5 protein-coding genes are annotated in these 21,261 nt (G+C 74.1%); 4 read left to right on the top strand and 1 reads right to left on the bottom strand.

The features are described from left to right. Window positions 1-13 precede the first annotated feature (13 nt). From Q5530_RS37475 to Q5530_RS37460, 4 genes are read left to right on the top strand one after another with little or no spacing between them, the layout of a single operon-like run. Window positions 14-13,777, top strand: a complete 13,764-nt coding sequence (locus tag Q5530_RS37475) for a toxin glutamine deamidase domain-containing protein (protein WP_415367692.1) — start codon at window positions 14-16, stop codon at window positions 13,775-13,777. Between the two features lie 36 nt (window positions 13,778-13,813). After that, window positions 13,814-16,417, top strand: coding sequence for a hypothetical protein (locus Q5530_RS37470; RefSeq protein ID WP_415367690.1), 2,604 nt, complete (start codon window positions 13,814-13,816; stop codon window positions 16,415-16,417). 32 nt (window positions 16,418-16,449) lie between these two features. Beyond that, window positions 16,450-17,319: a hypothetical protein gene (locus Q5530_RS37465; RefSeq protein ID WP_415367688.1), complete on the top strand. Its 870-nt coding sequence runs from the start codon at window positions 16,450-16,452 to the stop codon at window positions 17,317-17,319. After that, window positions 17,304-20,378, top strand: a complete 3,075-nt coding sequence (locus Q5530_RS37460) for an AAA family ATPase (protein WP_415367686.1) — start codon at window positions 17,304-17,306, stop codon at window positions 20,376-20,378. The genes Q5530_RS37465 and Q5530_RS37460 overlap by 16 nt, the downstream gene beginning before the upstream one ends. 89 nt (window positions 20,379-20,467) lie before the next feature. Here Q5530_RS37460 and Q5530_RS37455 read toward each other — a convergent pair whose 3' ends face one another. Beyond that, a complete protein-coding gene (locus Q5530_RS37455) occupies window positions 20,468-20,878 on the bottom strand; it encodes a DUF6924 domain-containing protein (RefSeq protein ID WP_415367685.1) in 411 nt (136 codons plus the stop codon). Between the last annotated feature and the right edge of the window lie 383 nt (window positions 20,879-21,261).

Below are 21,261 nucleotides of genomic sequence, written 5' to 3'. Positions count from 1 at the left end.
GGTGACGGAGGGGTTGTACAAGTACATCACCGAGGGCGAGTTCGAGATGAATCCGTACGCGGCGACCTCGGGTGGGGTGTCGGGGGCGGCCAACGTCATCGGCAACGAGCTGGGTCGCGCCTTGGCCGGGGCCGGTGGTCCCACGGGCGGTCCCGGCACCACACCGCCTCCGGTGGTCGGCCCGGAGGGTGCGAACGACCAGGAGAACGGTGACGACACCGCCGCGGCGACCTCGGACGGCGCCGGTGGCACCGGCGGGTTCCAGGACACCGGCGATGCCGGCCTGCTCCCACCACCCGGTGGTCACCAGGGCGGTCCGACCGACCCCGACGGACCGGACGGCCCACCCCCGGGGTACGACCAGGACCCCCGAACCCCGCTGCCCGAGGATCGCATCGACACGACGGTCGACGTGTACCCCGACGGTCCGCCCCCGGCGTACCCCGGCACACCCGAATCCGGGCCGGACGGCCCCGTCGCCGCCCCGTTGGACGGCCCGGAACCGGACGGCGCCGGGACCCCCGAGACCACCGGCAACAGCCCGGTCCCGGTGGCGGTCACGCCCGTGCCCCCGGTCCAGAACGCGCCGGCTCAGAGCACGCCGGACCCGAACGGCCGGACCGCCGAGGGCCAACCGCGCGGCAACCAGCAGCCCGGCAACGGCAACCAGCAGCCCGGCAACGGCAACCAAACACCCGCTACCACGCCCCGCCCCGGTGCGGAGGCCGCTGCCACCGCCACCTCGAACGAGGGACGGAACGACACCTCCCCGAGCGGGGACCAGGCGATCGACCAGCAGGAGACCACCGCCCCGCCCGTCGGAGAGCCGGGCAGCGCGGAGCCGTCGTCCTCCCGTCTCGACACATCCGCGACCGCCGCGTCCACCTCCGGCGCCCCCGCGTTCACCTCCGCTGCGGACGCGTCGACCAATCCGTCCCCGACCCCCTCGACGGAGCCGTTCACCACGCCGCCCCAGACCGGCGCGGACCCGTCCAGCGCTTCCGCGGCAGACGTGTCCGGCCGGCCGGAGAACACCACCGGCCGAGCGGACCCGTCACCGGGCCGGGAGATCGGGGCCGACCAGGTGGTCACCCCCGACCGGTCGACCTCCGAACGACCCGGGCAGACCCCCGACACCACAACTGCGGCGGACCCGACCCGATCGCCCGAGGACCACCCGGCCGGCGCCACACCGCCTCCCGCCACGACCGCGCCCCCCGCCACGACCACGTCGCCGGCCGCCACGTCGTCCGACGGCACCGGCACGAAGCAGGGGACCACTCCGGCAGGTGGTCGGACGACACCCCGGCCTGTCCGCACGCGCGACGACACGTCGCTGGTCGCTCAGAAGAGCAACACCGAGTCCGTCGAGGACAACAACGCCCTCCCCTCCACCGACGCGGAGACGCAGGCCCCCGCTGCGGAGCCCTCGTCGAAGCGAGCAGAGGGGACCCCCGCCACGGCTTCGGCCGGTCAGCACGTCACGACACCTGCCGTAACCCCGCCGGCTGCCACCTCGTCCACGGCCGACCGCACGCACACCCCTCCGACCGACGCGGCGGTGAAGGTTCCCCGCTTCCCCGCCGCCAACACCGAGAGCATCTCGGTCGACGAGCTGATCGCGGACCTGAACGCCGCCGTACTGGACCGACCGGACGTGCCGGCGGACAACCGTCTGCTGGGAACGGACCTGTTCGGCCTGCTGACCGTCCCACCCCCGCCGGACTTCATGGCAGGGCACGACTACAGCACCCTGACCACCGGTCAGTCGGTGTCCTTCTTCAACGCGCTGAACATCACTGGCGACACCCCTGCCACCGCCGACCTCCTCGACCCGAACAGGCTGGAGGACGCTGAGGACTGGGTCATCCCGGGCAACCAGTCGGGTGATGCACTGAGCGCGTGGGCTCCGGGTGACGTGCCGCCGCTGCCCGAGGTCGTCGAGATGCCGATGACCGTCCACGCCATCTGGTTGGGAGGTCCACTGCGCGACGCGGGCCCCATGGCGAACTTCCGCGAGAACTACGGCGCGGCAGGCCAGGCGTACGAAGGGGCGGCGCAGTTGGTCCTGTGGACCGACGTGCCACGCGATCAGTTCGACGAGGCCCGCTCCACCCCGCCGCCCCCGAACGGCGGTCCGGACCCGCTGGCCGACGTGCGCGACATGCTGGAGTGGGCCAAGAACAACAACATCGTGCTGGTCAACGTCCACGAGGTGTTCAACTCCGCGTCCCCGATGGGGTTGCACGAGTTCTTCCTGATGGAGATGAACAAGCAGGTCGGTCCTGGTTACGCCGCGGCCAGCGACATCCTGCGCCTGGAGATCCTGCGGCGGTTCGGCGGCGTCTACTCCGACGGCGACAACCGCATCCAGAACCTGGACGAAATCGAGGACATCGTCGCCTCACCGGAGGCGTTCGCGGTCCACAGGCACTCGGGCGGCAACCCGGGTAATTCGGCGTTCGTCATGCCCAAGAACCACCCCTTCGCCCAGATGTACCTGGACGAGGTGCGGAACAGGTACACCAAGAACCAGCGGGACTTGTACCCCGAGGGAATCGATGTCATCTCCCCCACGTACTTCGACAGGGGGAAGGGGTACGTCCACCGTAACTCGGTCATGTTGCGCACGGGCCCGACGATCCTCGAAGCCCTTCCCGTGCGACTCGGCTATGCGGCGGGTATTGCTGACTACCCCGGTGTGATGAACATCGAGATGAACAGCGACGGCAGTTGGGTACGGCCGCCCACCGCCGCCTCGAGTCACACACCAGAACCTTCTCGAGCCGACACGGTCGAGTTGACGAAGAAGGTCGTGCAGACGCTGGTGCGGCAGTTGCTCAACCGCGAGGGCGACCTGCACCTGACCTTCGTCGAAGGCGCGGTGAACAAGCACCCGCGCCCGGACGTCGTCTGGAACGCCGCGCTGACCTTCATCGCCGAGAACCCCGACCTGGCCTCCCAGGTCCGCACCGTGACCGACACGAAACGCGTCCTTGGCGGCGACATCACCACCGTCGTGCTGCCGGAGCGCGCCCGCCGTCTGCTCACCGTCGACGACTCCGAACCGCAGCACTGGCTCGGCGAGTACAAGAAGACCGCCACCCTGACCCCGCCCAAGGACGGGAGCCCCAGGCGCACCGAGGGCGAGCGCGTCCTCGAGGACGAGTCGTGGCGGCACAGCCGCAAGGGCTTCGACCACCCCGACGCGGCCTGGGCGAAGCACCCGACGCCGGTCGACCCCGCACAGGTCGCCGCGGTCCGCGACCGCGTCCCGCCGACCCGCTTCCTCAGTGAGACCGGCGGCCTCACCGCCGACAGCGTGACCACCATCGGACCCGACGGCCGGCCGCAGCTCGACCTGAAGGTGTGGCGCAGCCCCATCGGCTACGACACCCGCCGCATCGAGTTCCCCGACGGCACCGTCGTGCAGGACCGCACCTTCCGCCTCCACCTGCACAACCCCGGCGGTCACGACCTGACCGCGTTCAAGCAGGCCGCCGCGGACGGCGTCGCCGACTACTGGAACAAGGGCTACGCGCTGCCCCGCGGCGACCAGCTCAACCTCCACGTCGAGTTCACCGACGACCCGGCCGACGCCACCGGCGTGGTCACCGTCGCCCCGCCCGGCACCGCGCCGACCCAGACGACGCTCCCGCTCGACGCGAAGCCCGTCCACTTCGCCCACGAGATCGGCGGGCACTTCGGCGGGCTCGGCGACAGGTACCGCGAGCGGGACGGCGACAGCCCGAGCATCTTCCAGCACGAGTCCAAGCGCAAGGTCGTCGAGCACGACGACGGCACCACCGAGGTCGTCGGCACCGGTCGCGTCATCGACGACAACGGCATCATGGGCGCTCGCGCCGACCAGCCCGGCGCCGAGGTCAAGCCCCGCGACCTCTGGTCGCTGGACAAGACCGGCCCCAACCCCCACGTGATCACGCCGAGCCACGTCGACCGCCTCGACGACCAGCCGGTCAACCCGAACACCACCGCACGCGGCGACAGCCGGGTCACCGCCGAGCCGACGGGCGCGGACGTCAAGGAGCCCCGGTTCCCGGGCCGAGACCCGGACGAAGCCGGTCCGAGCCGGTCCGCGGGAACGGGCGACAGCCTGGTGGTGCCGAAGACCCGGAAGGGACCCCGGGGGCACCGGCACAGCAGGAGCGTCGACGAACGCGGCGGCAGCCCGTTCCCGCGCGGCGGCCGGCGCGGCGCGGTCGACGGCGTCGGGGGACCGACGAGGCCGTCCACCTCCGACGGCAACCCCGCCCAGGACGCGATCGACGCGGTGGCGGAAAGCGACAGGTGGCTGCCGAGCACCAGGGGCGAGCGGTTGCGCAGCAGCAGCGCCCGGTCGCACGGCAGCAGCACCCACTCGCGCAGCAGCAGCCAGATCAGCGGCCTCCCCGCGTTGCGGTCGGCCATCGAGCACAGGCGCGTCGTCTCCGGCCGGGAGCGGCAGGAGCTGGCCGACGCCAAGCGGGACGGGCAGATCCACGACCGGCGCGAAGTGGACGTGGAGGCGCCCCACCCCGAGCGGACCACCAACGCCCCCAGGACCGAGCCGGTCAAGGTGAGGACCCACCTGGAGGTGGCGGGGTCGTTCACCGCCGCCATGCACGACTACGGCCTGTTCCCCTACCTGTCCGGTGGCGCCGCCCTGGGTCTCCAGGGGGGCACGCGGCCGATCAACGACCTGGACTTCCGCGTCACCCCGGCCGACCCCAGGTTCACCGAGTTCGGCACCGGCAAGGGCATCGAGGTCGTGGACTACCTCAACAGGGCGGTGGTCCCGCGGGCCAAGCAGGAGTACCAGGTCGCCCGCAAGAGCAAGACCAACCCGCTGCCGGGCGGCGGCCAGGTCGACCAGTTCGTGACGGTCTCCCCGCAGACGATCGGCACGGGCAACTGGCTGGGCCACGAGGTGAGCATGGCGGTGGTGAACACCAGTCCGTCGGCGGTCGTCAAGCTCGGCGAGGACGGTTCCGGTCCGCGCGTCGACGTGCTGAGCCTGGAGGACATCCGGGCCGACAAGGCGAAGACCGCCCTCACCCGCACCAAGAAGGACCAGGGCAGCGTCAAGAAGATCGCCCAGGACCTGTTCGACCTGCTCGACGCGACCGATCTGATCGACCGGCGCGACGGGATCGCCTGGTCCGACGACCCGGCCCGCATCGCCGAGAACATGCGGAACCACGTCGACCAGGCCCTCGCCGACCGGCGCGGCCAGTACGAGGCGGCCAACCTCGACGGGCGGAACCTGCACCACCTGTCCGACCAGGCCCTGGTGAACCTCATGCTCGGCAGGCTCGTGCTCACCGCGAAGGCGCACGTGGATGAAGGCCCGCGCCGCGACGCCTTCGACGCGATCGTGGACAAGCTCATCGCCCCGATCGACCGGAAGCTGGGCGAACCGGCGGCGCAGCAGGACCCCGACACGCGGACCCGCGTCGAGCGGGAGGCCGACGACCTGCGCCGGGAGCGGCAGCGCCTCGTCGAGGTGCGCCACCGGCTGGACGCGCGCCTGCGCGCCGTGGCGAGCACCCCCGTGCCGGACGAAGTCCTCCTGGCCGTGCGGCCGTGGATCGACCTCTGGAACGACCCGGCCTCGTTCGGGCCGACGCCCGAGTCCCAGCGCGCCAAGCGCCCCGGGGTGCCCCCGCGCCCACCTCTCGACGGCAGCACCACCCCGCCCTCCGAGGACGAGTCGATCCCCGAGGCACTGGTCAAGGACATCCTGGAGATCCACTCCGAAGACCTGGTGACCAAGGTGCGGGCGGCCGTGCCCAAGTCGACGGAGGGCATCGAGAAGGTGGTGCGGGTGCTGGCGTTCTCCGGCGGCTTCCGGACCCTGACCGACTCCGGCGTCGACGCGAAGACCCTCGCCGCGTTCGACCTCACGAAGAGCGAGTTCAGCAAGGCGTTCAAGGCGTTGAAGGCGGGGGACTTCGTGGTCCCCAGCTCCGGTGGCCTCTCGCTCACCAAGAAGGGCTGGCGGCAACTGGTGCCGCTCTCCGGACCGGGGCGCGTCCACGGGCCCGACGGCAGGCCGATCGTCATCCCCGACACGCCGCCGGGAGCCCGGACACCGGAGGAGGACCCCGTCTCTCCGGTCGAAGGCCGACCGACCGGCGAGCCGGGGGCAGAGGCCGCGCCCACCGCGTCGGACGCCGGTCCGTCGACCACCACCCCCGAGGTGGAGCGCGCGCTGCGCGACCGCGTCCTCGACCTGGACCTGGACTTCCGGGTGCGGGACCGGTTCCGCTCGGGACCGATCGAGGTGATCGTGGAATCGGGCGAGACGCCTTCCGGTCCGGGGACACCGGAGCCGGAGAAGGACCAGGCCGACGCCGCTCCCGTGCTCGCCGAGCCGGTCGCGGAGGGCGCCGAGCCGGTCGCGGAGGGCACCGCCGCCGACAGCCCAGTCACGACGGCTCCCGAAGGCCCCGGCACCGAGGCGGGCCGGAACTCGCCGCCGCCCGTGTCCCCGCCCGACCGGGTGGACACGCCCGTCGACGATCCTCAAGCGATCCTCCACCTGCCGGAGACCTCGCGGGAACTCCTCGAAACCCTGCCCGGCGGAGTCGCCCAGGGCCTCGCGCAGCGCGCGACGCGACTGCTGCACGACGCCGGCTGGTCGGTGCCGCTTCCCCGGACCGCCTACCGGAGCGCGATCGACCTCCTGAGCCGGTGGATCTACGACGGCGGCCACTCCACGGCGGCCGAGGCGGCCGGCGTGCTGGTGGAGCACCGCAATCCCGGGGCGGACGGCGGGCGGGACGCCGACGCGCCGTCGTCACCGGACCCGGCGAACACCACCCCCGCCCCGGACGAGGTCGGGACCACCGGTTCCCCCGCGCCCGTCACCGATCCCGCGGGGGACCGGCTCACCCCCGCGCAGCGCAACGCGTTGAAGATCGCCGCCGAGCGGGGCGCGCGGTCCCACGAGGCCGACCGGGCAGCCGCGGCGGACCGCCTGCGCAGGTTGAACGCCACCGCCGGCACGCGCTACCCGGTGGACGACCAGGCCGCGCTGGACGACATCCTCGACGCCGCGCACCTGCACCTGCGGACGATGGACCTGGTGCGCAACATCGACCTGACCAGGGCTCCCGCCGGCGTGCCACGCGTGCCCGGACAGCACACACCGGTAGCGGCGGAGTACCTCACGTCGCACGGCAGGTTCCCGACGTTCTGGGAAACCGGCTACACCTTCGGCACGCCCCTGCGCTCGGGGCGTGGCTGGGTGGAGGAGAAGCAGGGGTACGGGAGCGTGCTGAACCGCACCTCCGGCGACCCGGCCGACCGCGACGACACGACCTCCGACTTCGCGCCGACCGCGCCGCACGAACTGCCGGCGTACGGGGCGCTGAACTCGGGCCTCCAGCACGGCGGCGTCTACAGCTACGGCACCACCGTGATGCACCTGAAGCAGGAGGTGCGCCCGCGCACGACCTTCACCCCCATGGACAGCGCGGCCACGGGGTCGGGCGGCATGGAGTCCTACACCGACGGCGAGCACCTGTTCGGCCTGCTCGCGCACGGCCACGAGGAGAACGTGCGGCTCGCCCTGGGCGACATCACCGGGTTCCGGTACGACGACGAGCTCCGCGCCCAGATCACCGAGGACGGCTTCGCCGCGGTCGGCCGCTACTTCGAAGCCCAGGTCCACGGCGGCATCGGGTGGTCGAACATCGCGAAGGTCGTGGTGAACTGGGGTGATCTCTACGGACGAGCCGCGAAGAACACCACCCTGGCCGAAGCCGAGGGGATGGTCGCGTACCTCACGGACTTCGCGACCGCCAACGGCTACGACTTCCAGGTCCAGCTCGGCCGTGAGATCGGCAGGCCGGGTGGGATGGAGGCGGCCGAGAAGGAGCGGGTGTTCGGCCTGTTCGAGATCGACGAGATCGGTCCCGCCGAGCGGGAGGTCCTCGACGCGCTCGACCAGCTCGCCAAGCCCACCCCGTTCCCCGCCCGCGCCGAGCGGGAAGACCTGCTCAACCTCGCCGCCCACGCGGGGATCGACACGACCGACCCGGACGACGCGCTCCTGGAACTCTGGTCCCGGGCCGAGCGGGTGGTGCCCGACGGGGGCGGCATCGCGGCCCTGCGGGAGGAGCTGGGCCTGTCGCGGCCCGATCGGCAGCCCCCAGCCGATGACGCCCGGGACACCACTCCCGCGCCGCCGAGCCCGGACGGTCGGAGCCTCGCGTTGCAGGAGCGGGTGCGGGCGGCGCGGAACACCCTCGGGAAGATGTCACCGCACCAGTACGACCAGTTGATGGGCGAGGCCGTCCGCATCGCGAGCGGCTACCACAGGGCACCCCTGTTCATCGAGACGATGTCGCCCGAGGAGGCGCGACTCCGGGCCGTCATCGACGACGTCTACGTGATCGTGGCGCACGCGCTGCACACCGGGAACGACCAGGTGGCGCGGAACGTGGCGCGCGACCTGGCCCGCGAACTGGGTACGCAACGCACCACGTTGGCCGGTGGCGCGAGCCCCGACCCCGGTCCACGTGTGGTGGGGCGGAGCTCGCGCAGCACGGCTGCCGCACCGGTGGCGGGGTCGGACGTGCCGCCCGCCATCGGCGCGGTGGAGGTGGTGTCCGACACGTTCGTGGAGGATCTGTTCGACGAGCTGGACGCCAAGGTGGCCCCCGCGATCCGCCCCGAGTCCCTGCGCGAGGACTGGGACTCGCCCCGGCCCGCCGACACCGATTCCCTGACGCCTCGGCGGATGCGACAGGAGTACGGGATGCCGGAGGTCAACCAGAGGCGGTTCCAGAGCATGGCCGACCGGTTCAACATCACCTACGACGTCCGGCCGACCAACCCCCACTCGGTGCGGTGGCTGGAGCGGGGCGCCGTGCCGAAGCCGGTGGAGATCAAGGCCAAGACGATCAACGAGCTGGACACCTACCTGGGCGCGTCCCCGGACGCGGTCGGCCTGGTCGGCTACTTCGCTCCGGCGCGGCCCGACCTCTCGACGGTCCCCCCCGAGCTGCACGCACAGGTGCAGGAGCGCTACCGCAACCGCGAGCACGAGTACGCGGAGCTGCGCGCCGACATCGACCGGTTGGAGGCGGCGGGCACGTTCCGGGTCGACCGGGACAACGGCACCGTCGAGATGAACACCTCGACCGGGTACAAGCCGATCACCGGCGACCACGACGTGTTCGACATGCGCCTCCACGACGGCAGGCGGCTCAGCGGCACCGACTACGAGCTGGCCTCGTGGTTGCTGGTCAGGCGCAGCAGCGGAGTGCAGCACGGCGCGCACATGTACTGGCAGCCGCAGGGCTCCTTCCAGCAGCGGATCTTCGACGACATCGTCGGCCGCCACCGGCAGGACGCCCGGGACTCGGAGCCGCTGATCCGCTTCAGCCCCGGCCGGCGGCCCTCGCTGGTCTTCGCCGATCCCGGGTGGGACGGTCCGCCCGGACGGACCCGGGGGACGGACTCCGCGCAACCGGCGCCGGTCTTCACCACCCCCCGGTGGGACGGCCCGCCCACGCGAATCCCCGAGACGGACGCCGCGGAACCGCCGCCCCCGGACGGGCACCCGTCGTCGGCTCGTTCGCCGGAGGTGGCCTCCGCGCGGTCGGCACTGGCCCACCGGGCCGCCGAGGCGCGCGCCAAGCTGGGGAAGCTGCCGGAGGGGCGGTACGAGGGCCTGTCCGACCTGGCGGCGACCATCGCCAGCGGTTACCTCGCGACGCCCATGACGCTCGGCACGCCTTCGCCGGAGCAGGCACGACTGCGTGCCGTCGCCGACGACGTCCACGCCGTCGTGACGCACGTGCTGCACAGCCGGGAGGTGGACCCCGAGCTGGACCCGGACACCCAGGACGGGGTGCAGGCGGCGCGCGACGAGGCGGCCCGGTTGGCGCGCGAGCTGGACATGCGGCGCACCACTCTCGCCGGAGGCGCGGCGCCCCGCGGCGCCGCGAGCGCGATGGGTCGGGCTCCCCGCGTCGGGACGTCGTCGGAGGCCGGGCCGAGCCGCAGCGCGGAACGGGCCGCCGCGCGGCCCACGGGTGAGTTCCACGGCGATCGGGAAGGGCTGCTCTCCCCGGAGGACTTCGTGGTCACCTTCGACCCGGACGTCACCCCGGACGCGGACGTGGCGCCGTCGGACAAGCACGTCGTCTTCTTCGAACCGCGTCCCGGCGCGCCCTCCGGTTGGCAGCCCGCCACGCGCGATTACCGGATCAGCAGCGACGGCACCGTGCCGCCGTTCACCCGGCACGCCTACGAGGCGGCGATCAGGTCGGGCGACGACTTCCCCGCGATGCTCGCGGAGGTGGCGCGGACGACCCCGGAGAAACCACCGGTGGTGTTCTCCGCGGACGGGACGCTGGCCGTGCCGCAGGCCGACCGCGACGGGCACTTCAAGGAGTTCTACGCGACGGCCGACGTGGTGGCCGATGCCAACACCCGGCTCGGGGACGTCGGCAGCAAGGTGGAGCTGAGGACCGTGCCGGGCAACGTGCTTCGCCGGGACGGGAAGAAGCTGCTGATGGTGCAGCCGCACTTCAAGTCCGCTCCCGCCGGTGTGCCCAGCGAGTTCTCAGCGCAGGTGATCGGCGACAAGCACCAGCAGGTCGTGCTGCGCCCGCAGGGCGACTCGACCCTGCCGGCCCTGGGGCAGACCCGCAAGGAGATGGGGGAGTACCACGGCACCCACCAGTTGGCCGACGTGCTGGCGAAGGTCGGGCACGGGGCAGCCCCGGGCCTCCTCGCGCCGCAGGACGTGGCAGCCGCCACGTCCACCGCGAACCCGGGCTCGGCCCCCAGGCCCGGCGCGGAGTACGGCACCGCCCTGAGGACCGGCACGGCCGAGCGCTCCCGGCTGGACGCGGCTGCCGAGCGGTTGGGCGTCAACCAGCACGCGTGGGCGAAGCCGGGCGAGGCGTACATCATCCAGTCCATCGCGGTCCCCGCTGTCGACGAACAGGGCCGGCCCGGGGCGAACTACGGTCTCGACCACGCCCGCTCCGCCGCCGGGCCCGTGCAGCAGGACGCCGTGTGGAACCACCACTTCGGCGGTGTGGTGGTGACCAGTGCCGACGACCGGGCCCAGGTCACCATCGAGGCGGTGGGCCAGGGCTTCGGCCGCAGGAAGTTGCTCGACGGCCTGATCGAGCTCAACCTCGACAAGTACCGCGACGACCCCGAGTCCTTCAGGACCGAGGACATGTCCCGCGGGCAGCAGGTGCTGGTGGAGAACCTGGAGGTCATCCGGCGACAGCGCGCGCTGCTCGACGACGAGAACGTGCGGGGCGCTGAGAGGCAGTACGCCGACCTCGCCCTGGAACACGCGATGCTGGGTGTCCGCGAGGCCATCACCCTCCTCTCGGGCCAGGAGAACCTGCCCTCGCTGGGACGCATGTGGTTCCTCGCCCAGTACGGCCGGGCGCCCGGCGAGACGTTCTTCGACCGCTGGGGCCGCGTCGACCGGCCGGACCTGCCGACGAAGGTGGTCAACCCGTTGACCGTGGTCGCCGTCTCGCACCGCGGCGTGGGCGAGTCGACGATCGAGGCGGACGCCCTCAAGACCCTCGACCCGGACGGCGTGGCGTCGGGGCGGCAGGCGCTCGACGTGGTGGACGCCAACCGGCTCAAGGGAGTCGTGAAGAACGCCGTGGCCGCCGCGATGTGGCGGCGCCACAACGGGTTGCGGTTGCCGGAGATCCACGTGCACGGCTCCGGGAACTCGCTGCTGCACGCCAGGGAGACCGGGCGGAAGCGCGCCGACGTGGTGGCGGCATGGGTGGCAGCGGAGGTGGCGCGGCAGCTGGCCGGGCACCCCGGGCAGCCGCTCGCGCCCGACAGCATCCGCGTGGTGCCGGTCTCCCACGGGCGGGAGTTCACGTTCGGCAAGCCCGAAGCGGACGCCGCCCGCCGGCAGGTGCGGGTGAAGATCGTGCTCCCGGAGGGACCCGGTGAGGGGCCGGCCCGGCGACCGGTCCAGCCCGAGCCCCGATCCGCGTCACCGGAATCGGTGTTGCCGGACTCGGACTACGACGGCTCCGACGTGGACGACGAGCTGGTGTTCCCGCTGGACGACCGGCCGGGACTGGACCGGGTGGCGGCCGAGATCGCGGCCCGGACGCCCTGGTCGGGTTCGGACTACGAGGGCTCGGAGGACGGTGGGTCGGAGAACGGGGGGTCCGAGAACGGCGACTGGGCGGACCTGGGCGGGTTGGCGGCCGAGATCGCGGGGCGGACGCCGTGGTCCGGGTCGGACCGCGGAGAGGTGCGGCCGGACGCGCCGACTCCCGACCCTGAGCCCCGGTCGGCGTGGTCGGCCTGGGGGTCGGATTCGGAGTCGGACTCCGAGCACGACCCCGAGGGCGGCGAGTTCGACGAAGCCGACCCGCACGTCGACGGGTGGTCCGCCGACGTGGTCGGTGCCGAGCGGTCGGAAGTGGGGGCGCCCGGGGTGGACCACGGGGTGCCGGGGCTGGCGGCCGAGGCCGCCAGGGCGTACGCCAGGCTGGGGAAGCGGTCGGCGAAGTACTACGACGCCCTGCTCGAACGGGCGGCGTTCATCGCCAGTGGTTACCACCGCGTCCCCCTGGTGATCGGTGATCCCACGCCCGAGCAGGCGCGGCTCCGCGCTGTGGTGGACGACGTCTACATCATCGTGGCGGACGAGCTGCACCACCACGGCAAGGAGGCGGCGGCGAGCCGGGCGCACCAGCTGGCGGGTGAGCTGGGCACGCGGCGCACCACCCTGGCCGGAGGCGCGCGGCCCGAGCCGGAGTCGCCCGCCGTCGGTGGCGGTTCACGCGACGCGGCGTCGTCGTCGGAGGCCGGACCGAGTGGCAGCAGGACCGGACCGGACGACGCCTGGGACGACGGCGCGTCGGACGTGTCCTCCCTGGCCGATTCATCCGTCCTGGCGGACCTGGCGAACCTGTCCCCGGTGTCCACGGTGTCCGTCCCGCCGCCGACCCATGCGGTGCCGGACTCCCGCTCGGGTGACACCCCCTCTCGCGCGCCGGAGTTCCTGGGCAGCGGGGTGGGGGCGTTCACCGAGGTGGTCGACCGGGTGGTGCGCGGCGGGCACGGCTCCGTCGCCGCGGTCACCGCTTACGAGAGGGGCGCCGACCACGGGCACGAGTGGGAGGTCGTCAACGACCACGGCGTGGTCTCCTTGGTGGACGTGCAGGCCGGCACGACGCGGCCGGCGACCCCCGACGCCGTCCCGGCAGGCACCGACCGGCTCTACGCCGTCCCGCTGGACGCGAACGGCGAGTTCATCGACGGTGAGCCGTCGATCCCGCCCTCGGCGCCCGCGGAGCTGGGAGCGGACGTGGTGGCCCGGCACGGGGAGGCGGTGTCGTCGGCCGATCCCGACTGGTCGTCCTACCTGGACTTCCTGGAGGCGCGCATTCAGGCGTCCCGGCACGCCATCGAGCTGCTGGGGCCGGATCGCGCCGTGGTGGAGCGGGAGCGGCTGGCCGGGTTGGTGCTGCACCACCGGGAGGTCGACGTGCACCGGATGCGGCTGGAGGTGGCCGCCGGGGGCGAGGTGTCGCCGCGGGGCACGCCGGGCCGCCTGGTGCCGGGCGCGGGCGGTGCGCGGCTGGTCGGCGCGGTGGTGACCGCGGCGTTGGCGGCGGACCTGGCGGCGGTGCTGCGCCTGGACGTGATCGCGCTGGTGATCGGGTCGGACGCGGAGGAGCCGCGGGAGCTGCGGTTCCCGCCCAGGGGCCGCCCCCTGCCCACGACCGTGAATGAACTCCCGACCTGGCTCTGACCGTGTCAGCGGTGAGGGCAAGGGAAGGAGGACGCGGTGGAAGACGTGATCACCGTGGAGCGCGTGGGGTGCGCCCTGCTGGTCGCCGCGCCGGGGCGCGACCGCGACGCGGCCGACCTCGCCGCCGCCTTGGCTCCCGAGCGGCGGCGCACGGCGGTGGTCGTCGGGGCCTCGGCCGTCGAGGCGCTGGCGCGGCTGGACCCCTGGGTGGTCGCGGACCTCGACGAGCAGGTGGCGGGCAGCCTGCGGCTGCTCGCCCCGCACGCGGGGGCCGCCGGGCCGGCCGGTGAGGTGCCGCCCGCGCGCCTGCTCGCCGAACGCCTCGGCGTGGAGGTCGTCGCTCCGGACAACGCGCTGGTGCGCCTGTCGGGCGGCAGCGTGTTCGTCTCAGGTCCCGGCGCGGGGTGGGTCGCCTACCGCCCCGGCGCGACGGGCCGGCGCAGCGGCCCCCGTCACCCCGCCCCGTGGTGGCAGGAGCTGCTGCCCGGCGGACCGGGGGAGCAGATCCCCCTCGGCCTGTGGCTGCGCGCCCCCGGCGGGGACGACCGCGCCGACGACCCGCTGCGCACCCTGAGCCCCGACCCCGAGCGGCTGGTGGTCGTCGTGGGCGCCCCCGGCGAACCCGCGCCCGAGCCGGCCGCCGTGGCGAACGTGCTGCGCGCGCTGCCGGGGGAGGCCCGTGACCGCGCGGTGCTGGCCTGCTACGGCTGCGACCTCGCCCAGGCGCTCGCCGACGAGTTGGGCGGGCCGGTGCGGGCGTTGCACGGCGTCCCCGGTCCGGAGGGCCCCGCGCACCTCGACGAGCGGGGCGACCCCACCTGGCGGCCGTTCGCCCTGGAGAGCGCGCACCTGCCCGGCGCGGCGCCGGTGGTGGACCGCTGGCTCGCGCCCGTGGCGTCGATGCGCCTGATCGCGCCCGCCGCCTACCGGCTCGCCGAGGGGTGGCGGCTGGACGTGGTGCCGCGCGGGCTGGTCGCCCGGCCGGACGACCTCCCGGTCGAGCCGGCGTGGTCGGGCCGCACCGGTCCCACCGCGGACCTGGTGGTCGCGGCTCGGGAGGACGTGCCCGAGGACGTGGTGGCGGCGCTGGACGACCTGGTGCGCGACCTGCCTGCCGACGCGCGACGACACCTGAGGGTGGTGCCCGTCTCGCGGTTCGCGGAGAAGGCGGTCGCCCGGCTGGCCGAGCTGCCGGACCACTGCGGACCCGGCGTCGTGGTCACCGCCGACGGGCGCGTGCTGCCGGCCGTGCCGCTCCTCTCGGCCCCGGCGCCGATCGCGTTGTTCACCGAGGAGGACCTGAAGGCGGCGGAGGAGCCGCGCGAGCAAGCGGAGGCATCTGCCGCCTGGGCCGCCGGGAGCCGGTCGAGGGTACGACCGGACCGGCCGGTCGAGCCCGTGGAGGTCGTCGGGAACGAGCCGGTGGTGGGGCTGCCCGAGCCTCAGGTGCACCAGGTGCCGCCGACCCGGTCGACCCGGGCGGCGGCGGGAGCCCCGAGGACCGCTCTGCCCACCGCCCTCGCGACCGTCATCGCGCCGCCCAGCCCGCGGACCGCCCCACCGCCGCCCACCGCCGCGGGAACGAGCGCGCCGGCGCCCGCCGCGCCGGGTCGCCCCGCCGAGCCGGAGCAGCGGAGTTCGACCCGGCCCGCGGCACCGGGACCGGCCACCCCGGTGCCCGCGGCGGAGCAGTCGCGGGACGTGCCCGTCCTCTCGGGACCGGAGCCGGTCGCCCCTGAGCCGGTCGCGCCCGGAGCGGTTGTCCCCGGAGCGGTTGCCCTCGGAGCGGTCGCTCCTGAGCCGGTTGTCCCCGGACCGGTCGTCCCCGGACCGGTCGTCCCCGGACCGGTCGTCCCCGGACCGGTCGCCCCCGGACCGGTCGCGCCCGGCGACCTCACGCCCCTCACCCCGCCGCGAGATGAACCCGCGCAGGCCGTCGCGCCCGTGCAGCCCGTCGCGCCCCGAGCGCCGATCTCCGTCCCGGCGGACGCGCGCAGCACCGCGGAGCAGCGCGCCAGGGTGCGCGCCGCCCTGGGCACCCGCTACGACGTGGCCGGTCGAGCGGTCGCGAGGCTGCTCGCCGAGCGACCCGGCCTGCGCGGCGCCGATGGCAACGCCTTGGCCGCGGAGCTGGCCGTGGTGCGGATCTTCGCCCTCGACCCGGCCGGCGACCACGACCTGGACTTCCACACCTGCCTGGCGTCGGGGCTGCGCGCCTTGCCCACCGCGCGCGCCGTGGTGCTGCGCGGGTTGCCACCCGGTCGTGGGCACGTGGTGGGGCAGGTGCTGAGCCCGCGGGTCCCGGTGCCGGCCGTGGCGGCTTCACCCGACCGGCGCGTGCCGGGGGTCGAGGCGCTGATCTGGACCACCACCGCCCGCCGCCTCGACGGCCTGCTCGACGCGGACCGCCGCGACGACGTGCTGCTCCCCGCGCACACCCGGCTGCGGGTGCTGGCCGTGGAGGAGGGCGGGCGGCGGGTGCTGCTCGCCGAGGAGGGCACCCCGGAGGAACAGGCGCTGACCAGGCTGCGCGCCGCCGCCGCCGCTCGACCCGCCGTGCCCGACGACGCCACCCCCGACTCCCCGACGCACGAAGCCGGGGGTGGCTCGCCGTGGTTCGGCGACCTGCCCGCGGCGTGACACCTGCCCCCGGACCACGGAAGGAGCCCACAGTGACCGATCCGCACACCCGGCTGCTCGCCCTCGCGGGTCGCGTGCCCGACGGCTGGCTGGCGGTAGCCCGCGAGGCGCTGGCCGACGGCGACCAGGACCAGCTCGACCGCCTGTGCGCCGCACTGCCCGAGGCCGACGCCCGCCCCGACCCCGCCCGCCCCGCACACCGGTTCACCCCTCCCCGCGACCCGTGCGACGACACCGACCGGGCGGTGGTCCGGGCGGTCGCGGCGCAACCGGTGACGGCCTGCTGGCGAGCCGTGCGCGGCGGGACCGAGGGGGTGTACCTGATCCAGGCCCAGCCGGGCGCCGACCTGCCCGTGATCACCGCGGTGGCGCAGCGGGCGCTGACCGCGCGCGGCGAGCGGTCGCCCCGCGTCGAGGTGTTCGGCCCGGACGCCGTGCTGCCCGCCTACCACGAGGCGGCGCTGACCGCCGCCACGCTGCTGTGGAACGCCGAGCCGGCCGCGCCCGTGCGGATCGCCCGCGCCTTCGACGGCTCCTCGCCCACGAAGGGCCCCTACTTCAGCCCGTCCCGGGAACTGCTGGTCGAGGCGGACGAGCGGCAGCGGCTGCTGGACTTCCTCGCGGGCGGGGAGGTCGTCCTGCCGGTGCCGGGCGCGCTCGACGACGTGCTGTCCGGCGCCTCCGGCGCGGTGCGCGCCGACCTGCGCTCGGACGGCGCGTGGGTGTGGTCCGACGCCTCGCACTACTACCTGGACCGCCACCTGGTGGCCCCGGACCCGGAGCTGGCCCGGCACGCCGCCGCGAACCCGGCGCACCGCCCGCTGACCCACGTGGAGCGACACCGCGTGCGCGCCGCGCTGACCCCCGCCCGCGAGGAGGGACCGCTGTGGCGGGCCGGGTGAGCGGCGTCCGCTCGGTGTTGGGCGTGTCACCGACCGAGCCGGACTGCTTCCGCACCATCAGCGACGCGATCGCCGCCGCCGGCGACGGGGACGTGGTGTCGGTGCGCCCCGGCACCTACACCGAGGCGGTGCTGCTGGACCGGGAGATCACCCTGTCCGGCGCGGGCGCCGCGGGCGAGGTGCGCATCGAGTCCACCGGCGACCCGGTGCTGCGGCTGAGCGCCGAGCGCGCCACCATCTCCGGCATCGTGCTCGTGCACAGCGGTGGCGAGGTCGCGGTGGACCTGGCGGGCGGCGTGCTGCACGCCGAGGAGTGCGTGGTGTCCGCCGGGTCCGGGGTCGCGGTCGCGGTCCGGCGCGGCGCGGAGCTGCGGGCCCGGGACTGCCGGATCGGCAACGACGCCGGCGCCGGCCTGCTGGCGTTCGACGGCGGCCTGGCGGAGCTGCAGGGCTGCTCGCTGACCTCCATCGCCACCACCGCCGTCGTGGCCCGGGCCGGCGGCACGCCGAGGCTGGTGGACTGCGTCATCGCCGACGCGCGCGGAGCGGTGCTGGTCGCCGATCGCTCCACCGGCGTGCTGGAGGACTGCCGCGTGGAGCGCATCGGCGGCAGCGCGATCGTTTTGGAAGCCGACAGCGGGCTCACCGCCACCGGCACCACCGTGTCCGATGTGGACGGAGTGGCGCTGCTGGTGGGAGCGGGCTCGGAACCGGTGCTGCGCGACTGCCGCGTGGAGCGCACGGCCGCCCAGGGCGTGGTGGTCGTGCAGGGTGCGTCCGCGGTGCTCGAACGGGTCGTGGTGGACGCCGCCGGCGGGTACGCGGTGCACGTGGTCGAGGGCGCCTCGATCACGCTGACCGACTGCGAGTTCCGGGGCTCGGGCCACGACGGGGTGCTGGTCGCGGACGCGGGCCGGGCGGTGCTGACCCGGTGCGCCGTGGTGGGCGGGTCGGACGCGGGCGTGGTCGCCGAGGGCGGGGCCGAGGTCGAGGTGTCGGACACCCACGTGTCCGACACCTCCGGCGCCGGCCTGGTGGCGCGTGGCGGAGCGCGGCTGGTGGTCTCCGGTGGCTCGGTGCGCGGTTGCGCGACGGGCGCGCGGTGGGAGACCGGCGCCTCCGGCGAGCTGGTCGGCTGCGAGGTGGTCGACAACCTGGGTGACGGCGTCGCGGTGCTGACCGACGAGCCGGTGCGGGTCAGGGGTTGTCGCGTCGAGCGCAACCGCGGCACCGACCTGCGGGGTGTGCTGGACGACGCGCCACCCGCCGCGCCGCGCCCGGCGGTGGAGCGGGAGCGCGCCGCGCCGCGGGACCGCCCCGGGACCGGCGACGGCCCCGCGGCCGGGAGCCGCCCGGGGAACGCGGGCCGCCCCGGGAACGCCGACCTGGAGGCACTGCTGGCCGAGCTGGACTCCCTGGTCGGGCTGGCGGGCGTCAAGCGCGAGGTGGAGACCCTGGTCCGCCTGCACCAGATGGCCGAGCGCCGCGCCGCGGCGGGCCTGCCGTCGCCGCCGATGGGCAGGCACCTGGTGTTCGCGGGCTCGCCGGGCACCGGCAAGACCACCGTCGCCCGCTTGTACGGCCGCATCCTGACCGCGCTGGGCGTGCTGCGCACCGGTCAGCTCGTGGAGGTCTCGCGCGCGGACCTGGTGGCCTCGGTCATCGGTGGGACGGCGCTGAAGACCACCGAGCGCTTCGAAGCCGCGCTCGGCGGGGTGCTGTTCATCGACGAGGCGTACACACTGGCCGCGCCGACCGGCGGCAACGGCCCCGACTTCGGCCGCGAGGCGATCGACACGCTGGTCAAGCTCATGGAGGACCACCGCGACGACGTGGTGGTCATCGTCGCCGGCTACACCAACGACATGCGCTCGTTCCTGGCCGCGAACCCCGGCCTGGCGTCCCGCTTCTCCCGCACCATCGAGTTCACCGACTACTCCTCGGCCGAGCTGGTGACCATCGTGGAGGGACTGTGCTCGGGCAACCAGTACCGGTTGGAGTTCGAGACCCGCGCCGCCCTGCACACCTACTTCACCAACCTCCCGCGCGACGCCGCCTTCGGCAACGGCCGCACCGCGCGCAAGGTGTTCGAGGAGATGATCGGCCGCCAGGCGTACCGGCTGGCGGAGGACGACACGGCCACCGCCGTGGCGCTGACCCGACTGCTGCCCGAGGACCTGGGGCCGCTGCCCGGCTCGGCGGTCGGCGCGGGCGCGGGGCGCGTGGACGAGGAGCGCGTCGAGGAGCTGCTCGGCAGGCTGCGCGGGCTGGTGGGCCTGGACGAGGTCAAGCGCGAGGTCGCCGGCATGGTGGACCTGCTGGCCTCGGCCCGGCAGCGGCAGGCCGCCGGGCTGCCCGTGCCGTCGTTGAGCCGCCACCTGATCTTCGCCGGGCCGCCGGGCACCGGCAAGACCACCGTGGCCCGCCTGTACGGCTCGCTGCTGACCGCGCTCGGCGCGCTCGCCCAGGGACAGGTCACCGAGGTCAGCCGCGCGGACCTGGTCGGCGAGTACGTCGGCCACACCGCGCGCCGCACCACCGAGGCGTTCGACCGGGCCCGCGGCGGGGTGCTGTTCATCGACGAGGCGTACACCCTGTCCGCGGCCCAGGGCGGCGGGCAGGACTTCGGCCGGGAGGCGATCGACACGCTGGTGAAGCTGATGGAGGACCACCGGGACGAGGTCGTGGTGATCGCCGCGGGCTACCAGCGCGAGATGGACGGCTTCCTGGCCGCCAACCCCGGTCTGTCGTCCCGGTTCTCCCACCGCGTCCGGTTCGCCAACTACACGCCGGACGAGTTGGTGACCATCATGAACCAGCACGCGCACGCAGCCGGCTACGAGTGCAACGGGGCCACCGTGGCGGCGCTGCGGGCGCACTTCACCGCCGCACCGCGCGGCGAGTCGTTCGGCAACGGCCGCTACGCCCGACAGGTCCTGGACGAGGCGGTGACCCGACACGCCCGCCGCATGCGGCAACTGGCCGACCCCACCGTCAACGACCTGTGCCTGTTGCTGCCCGAGGACATCCCGGCCCCGGCCGCGGGCGGGCGGGGATGACCGCCGGACGCGGCAGCGGACCCCGCCCCCTCGGTCCGGGTGGGCGGGGTCCGCTGCCGCGTCGTGGTCGTGCAGCCCGCAGGGGCGCGTCAGAAGCCCCGGAAGACGCCGTCCTCGTCCACCGCGTCGGCGAAGTCCTCCCAATCCATGTTCGAGATGGAGATGTTGTTCTCGACCGACCACAGCTCGCGTGGGACGACGCGCAGCCGCTCACGCCCCTCGTCGGTCGTGTGGACCACGAGGAGCGGGTGTTCGGGGTGGGTGAGCGCCTCCCGGTCCGCGATGAAGACCATGGACCACTCGGGGGCGTCGGCGGTGAGCTGTTCCGCCGGTGCGTCGCGGTACGCCGGGTCGTCCAGGACGCGCAGGTTCGCCGAGGAGCCCTCCACCCACGGGTCGGTGACGATCTCCAGCAGGGCGTGCCACGTGTCCTCGTCCGAGAAATCCGTGCGGACGAGGAGGGTGGTGTCCTTCTCGTGGGGCAAGCGCGCGGCGGTCATCGTTCTCCTCCGGGGATCGGTGTTCGGTGGCCCAGGATCGCCGCTCCCGCTGCGGGAATCGGTGGAGCGCTCCCTCGTGGTTGGCGGGTGTACCCGACTCCTCCGAGGGCTTTCCCCCTGGGGACTTCCCCACCCCGCGCCTGGCGGAGGACGCCGTGCGCCGGAACCCCTGCGGCGTGAACCCCGCGGAGGTCCGCGGCCGTGGTGCGGGCAGGTGCCCGCGCCGCGGTGCGCGGGCGACGACGCCATCTCCCACCGGTACAGGAGTTCTCCGATGGCCATGATGGTGCCTGATGAGGTGCGTACGTTGTTCCAGGTGTTGTCCGGTGAGGAGTGGCCGGATGCGAATGAGGATCATCTGCGTGCTTTGGCGGATGCGTGGG

The organism is Saccharothrix sp. BKS2 (assembly GCF_047689505.1).
Classification (GTDB): domain Bacteria; phylum Actinomycetota; class Actinomycetes; order Mycobacteriales; family Pseudonocardiaceae; genus Actinosynnema; species Actinosynnema lopnurensis.
Note: the sequence above shows the minus strand (reverse complement) of the source record. Positions and strands in the feature narration are given on the sequence as shown.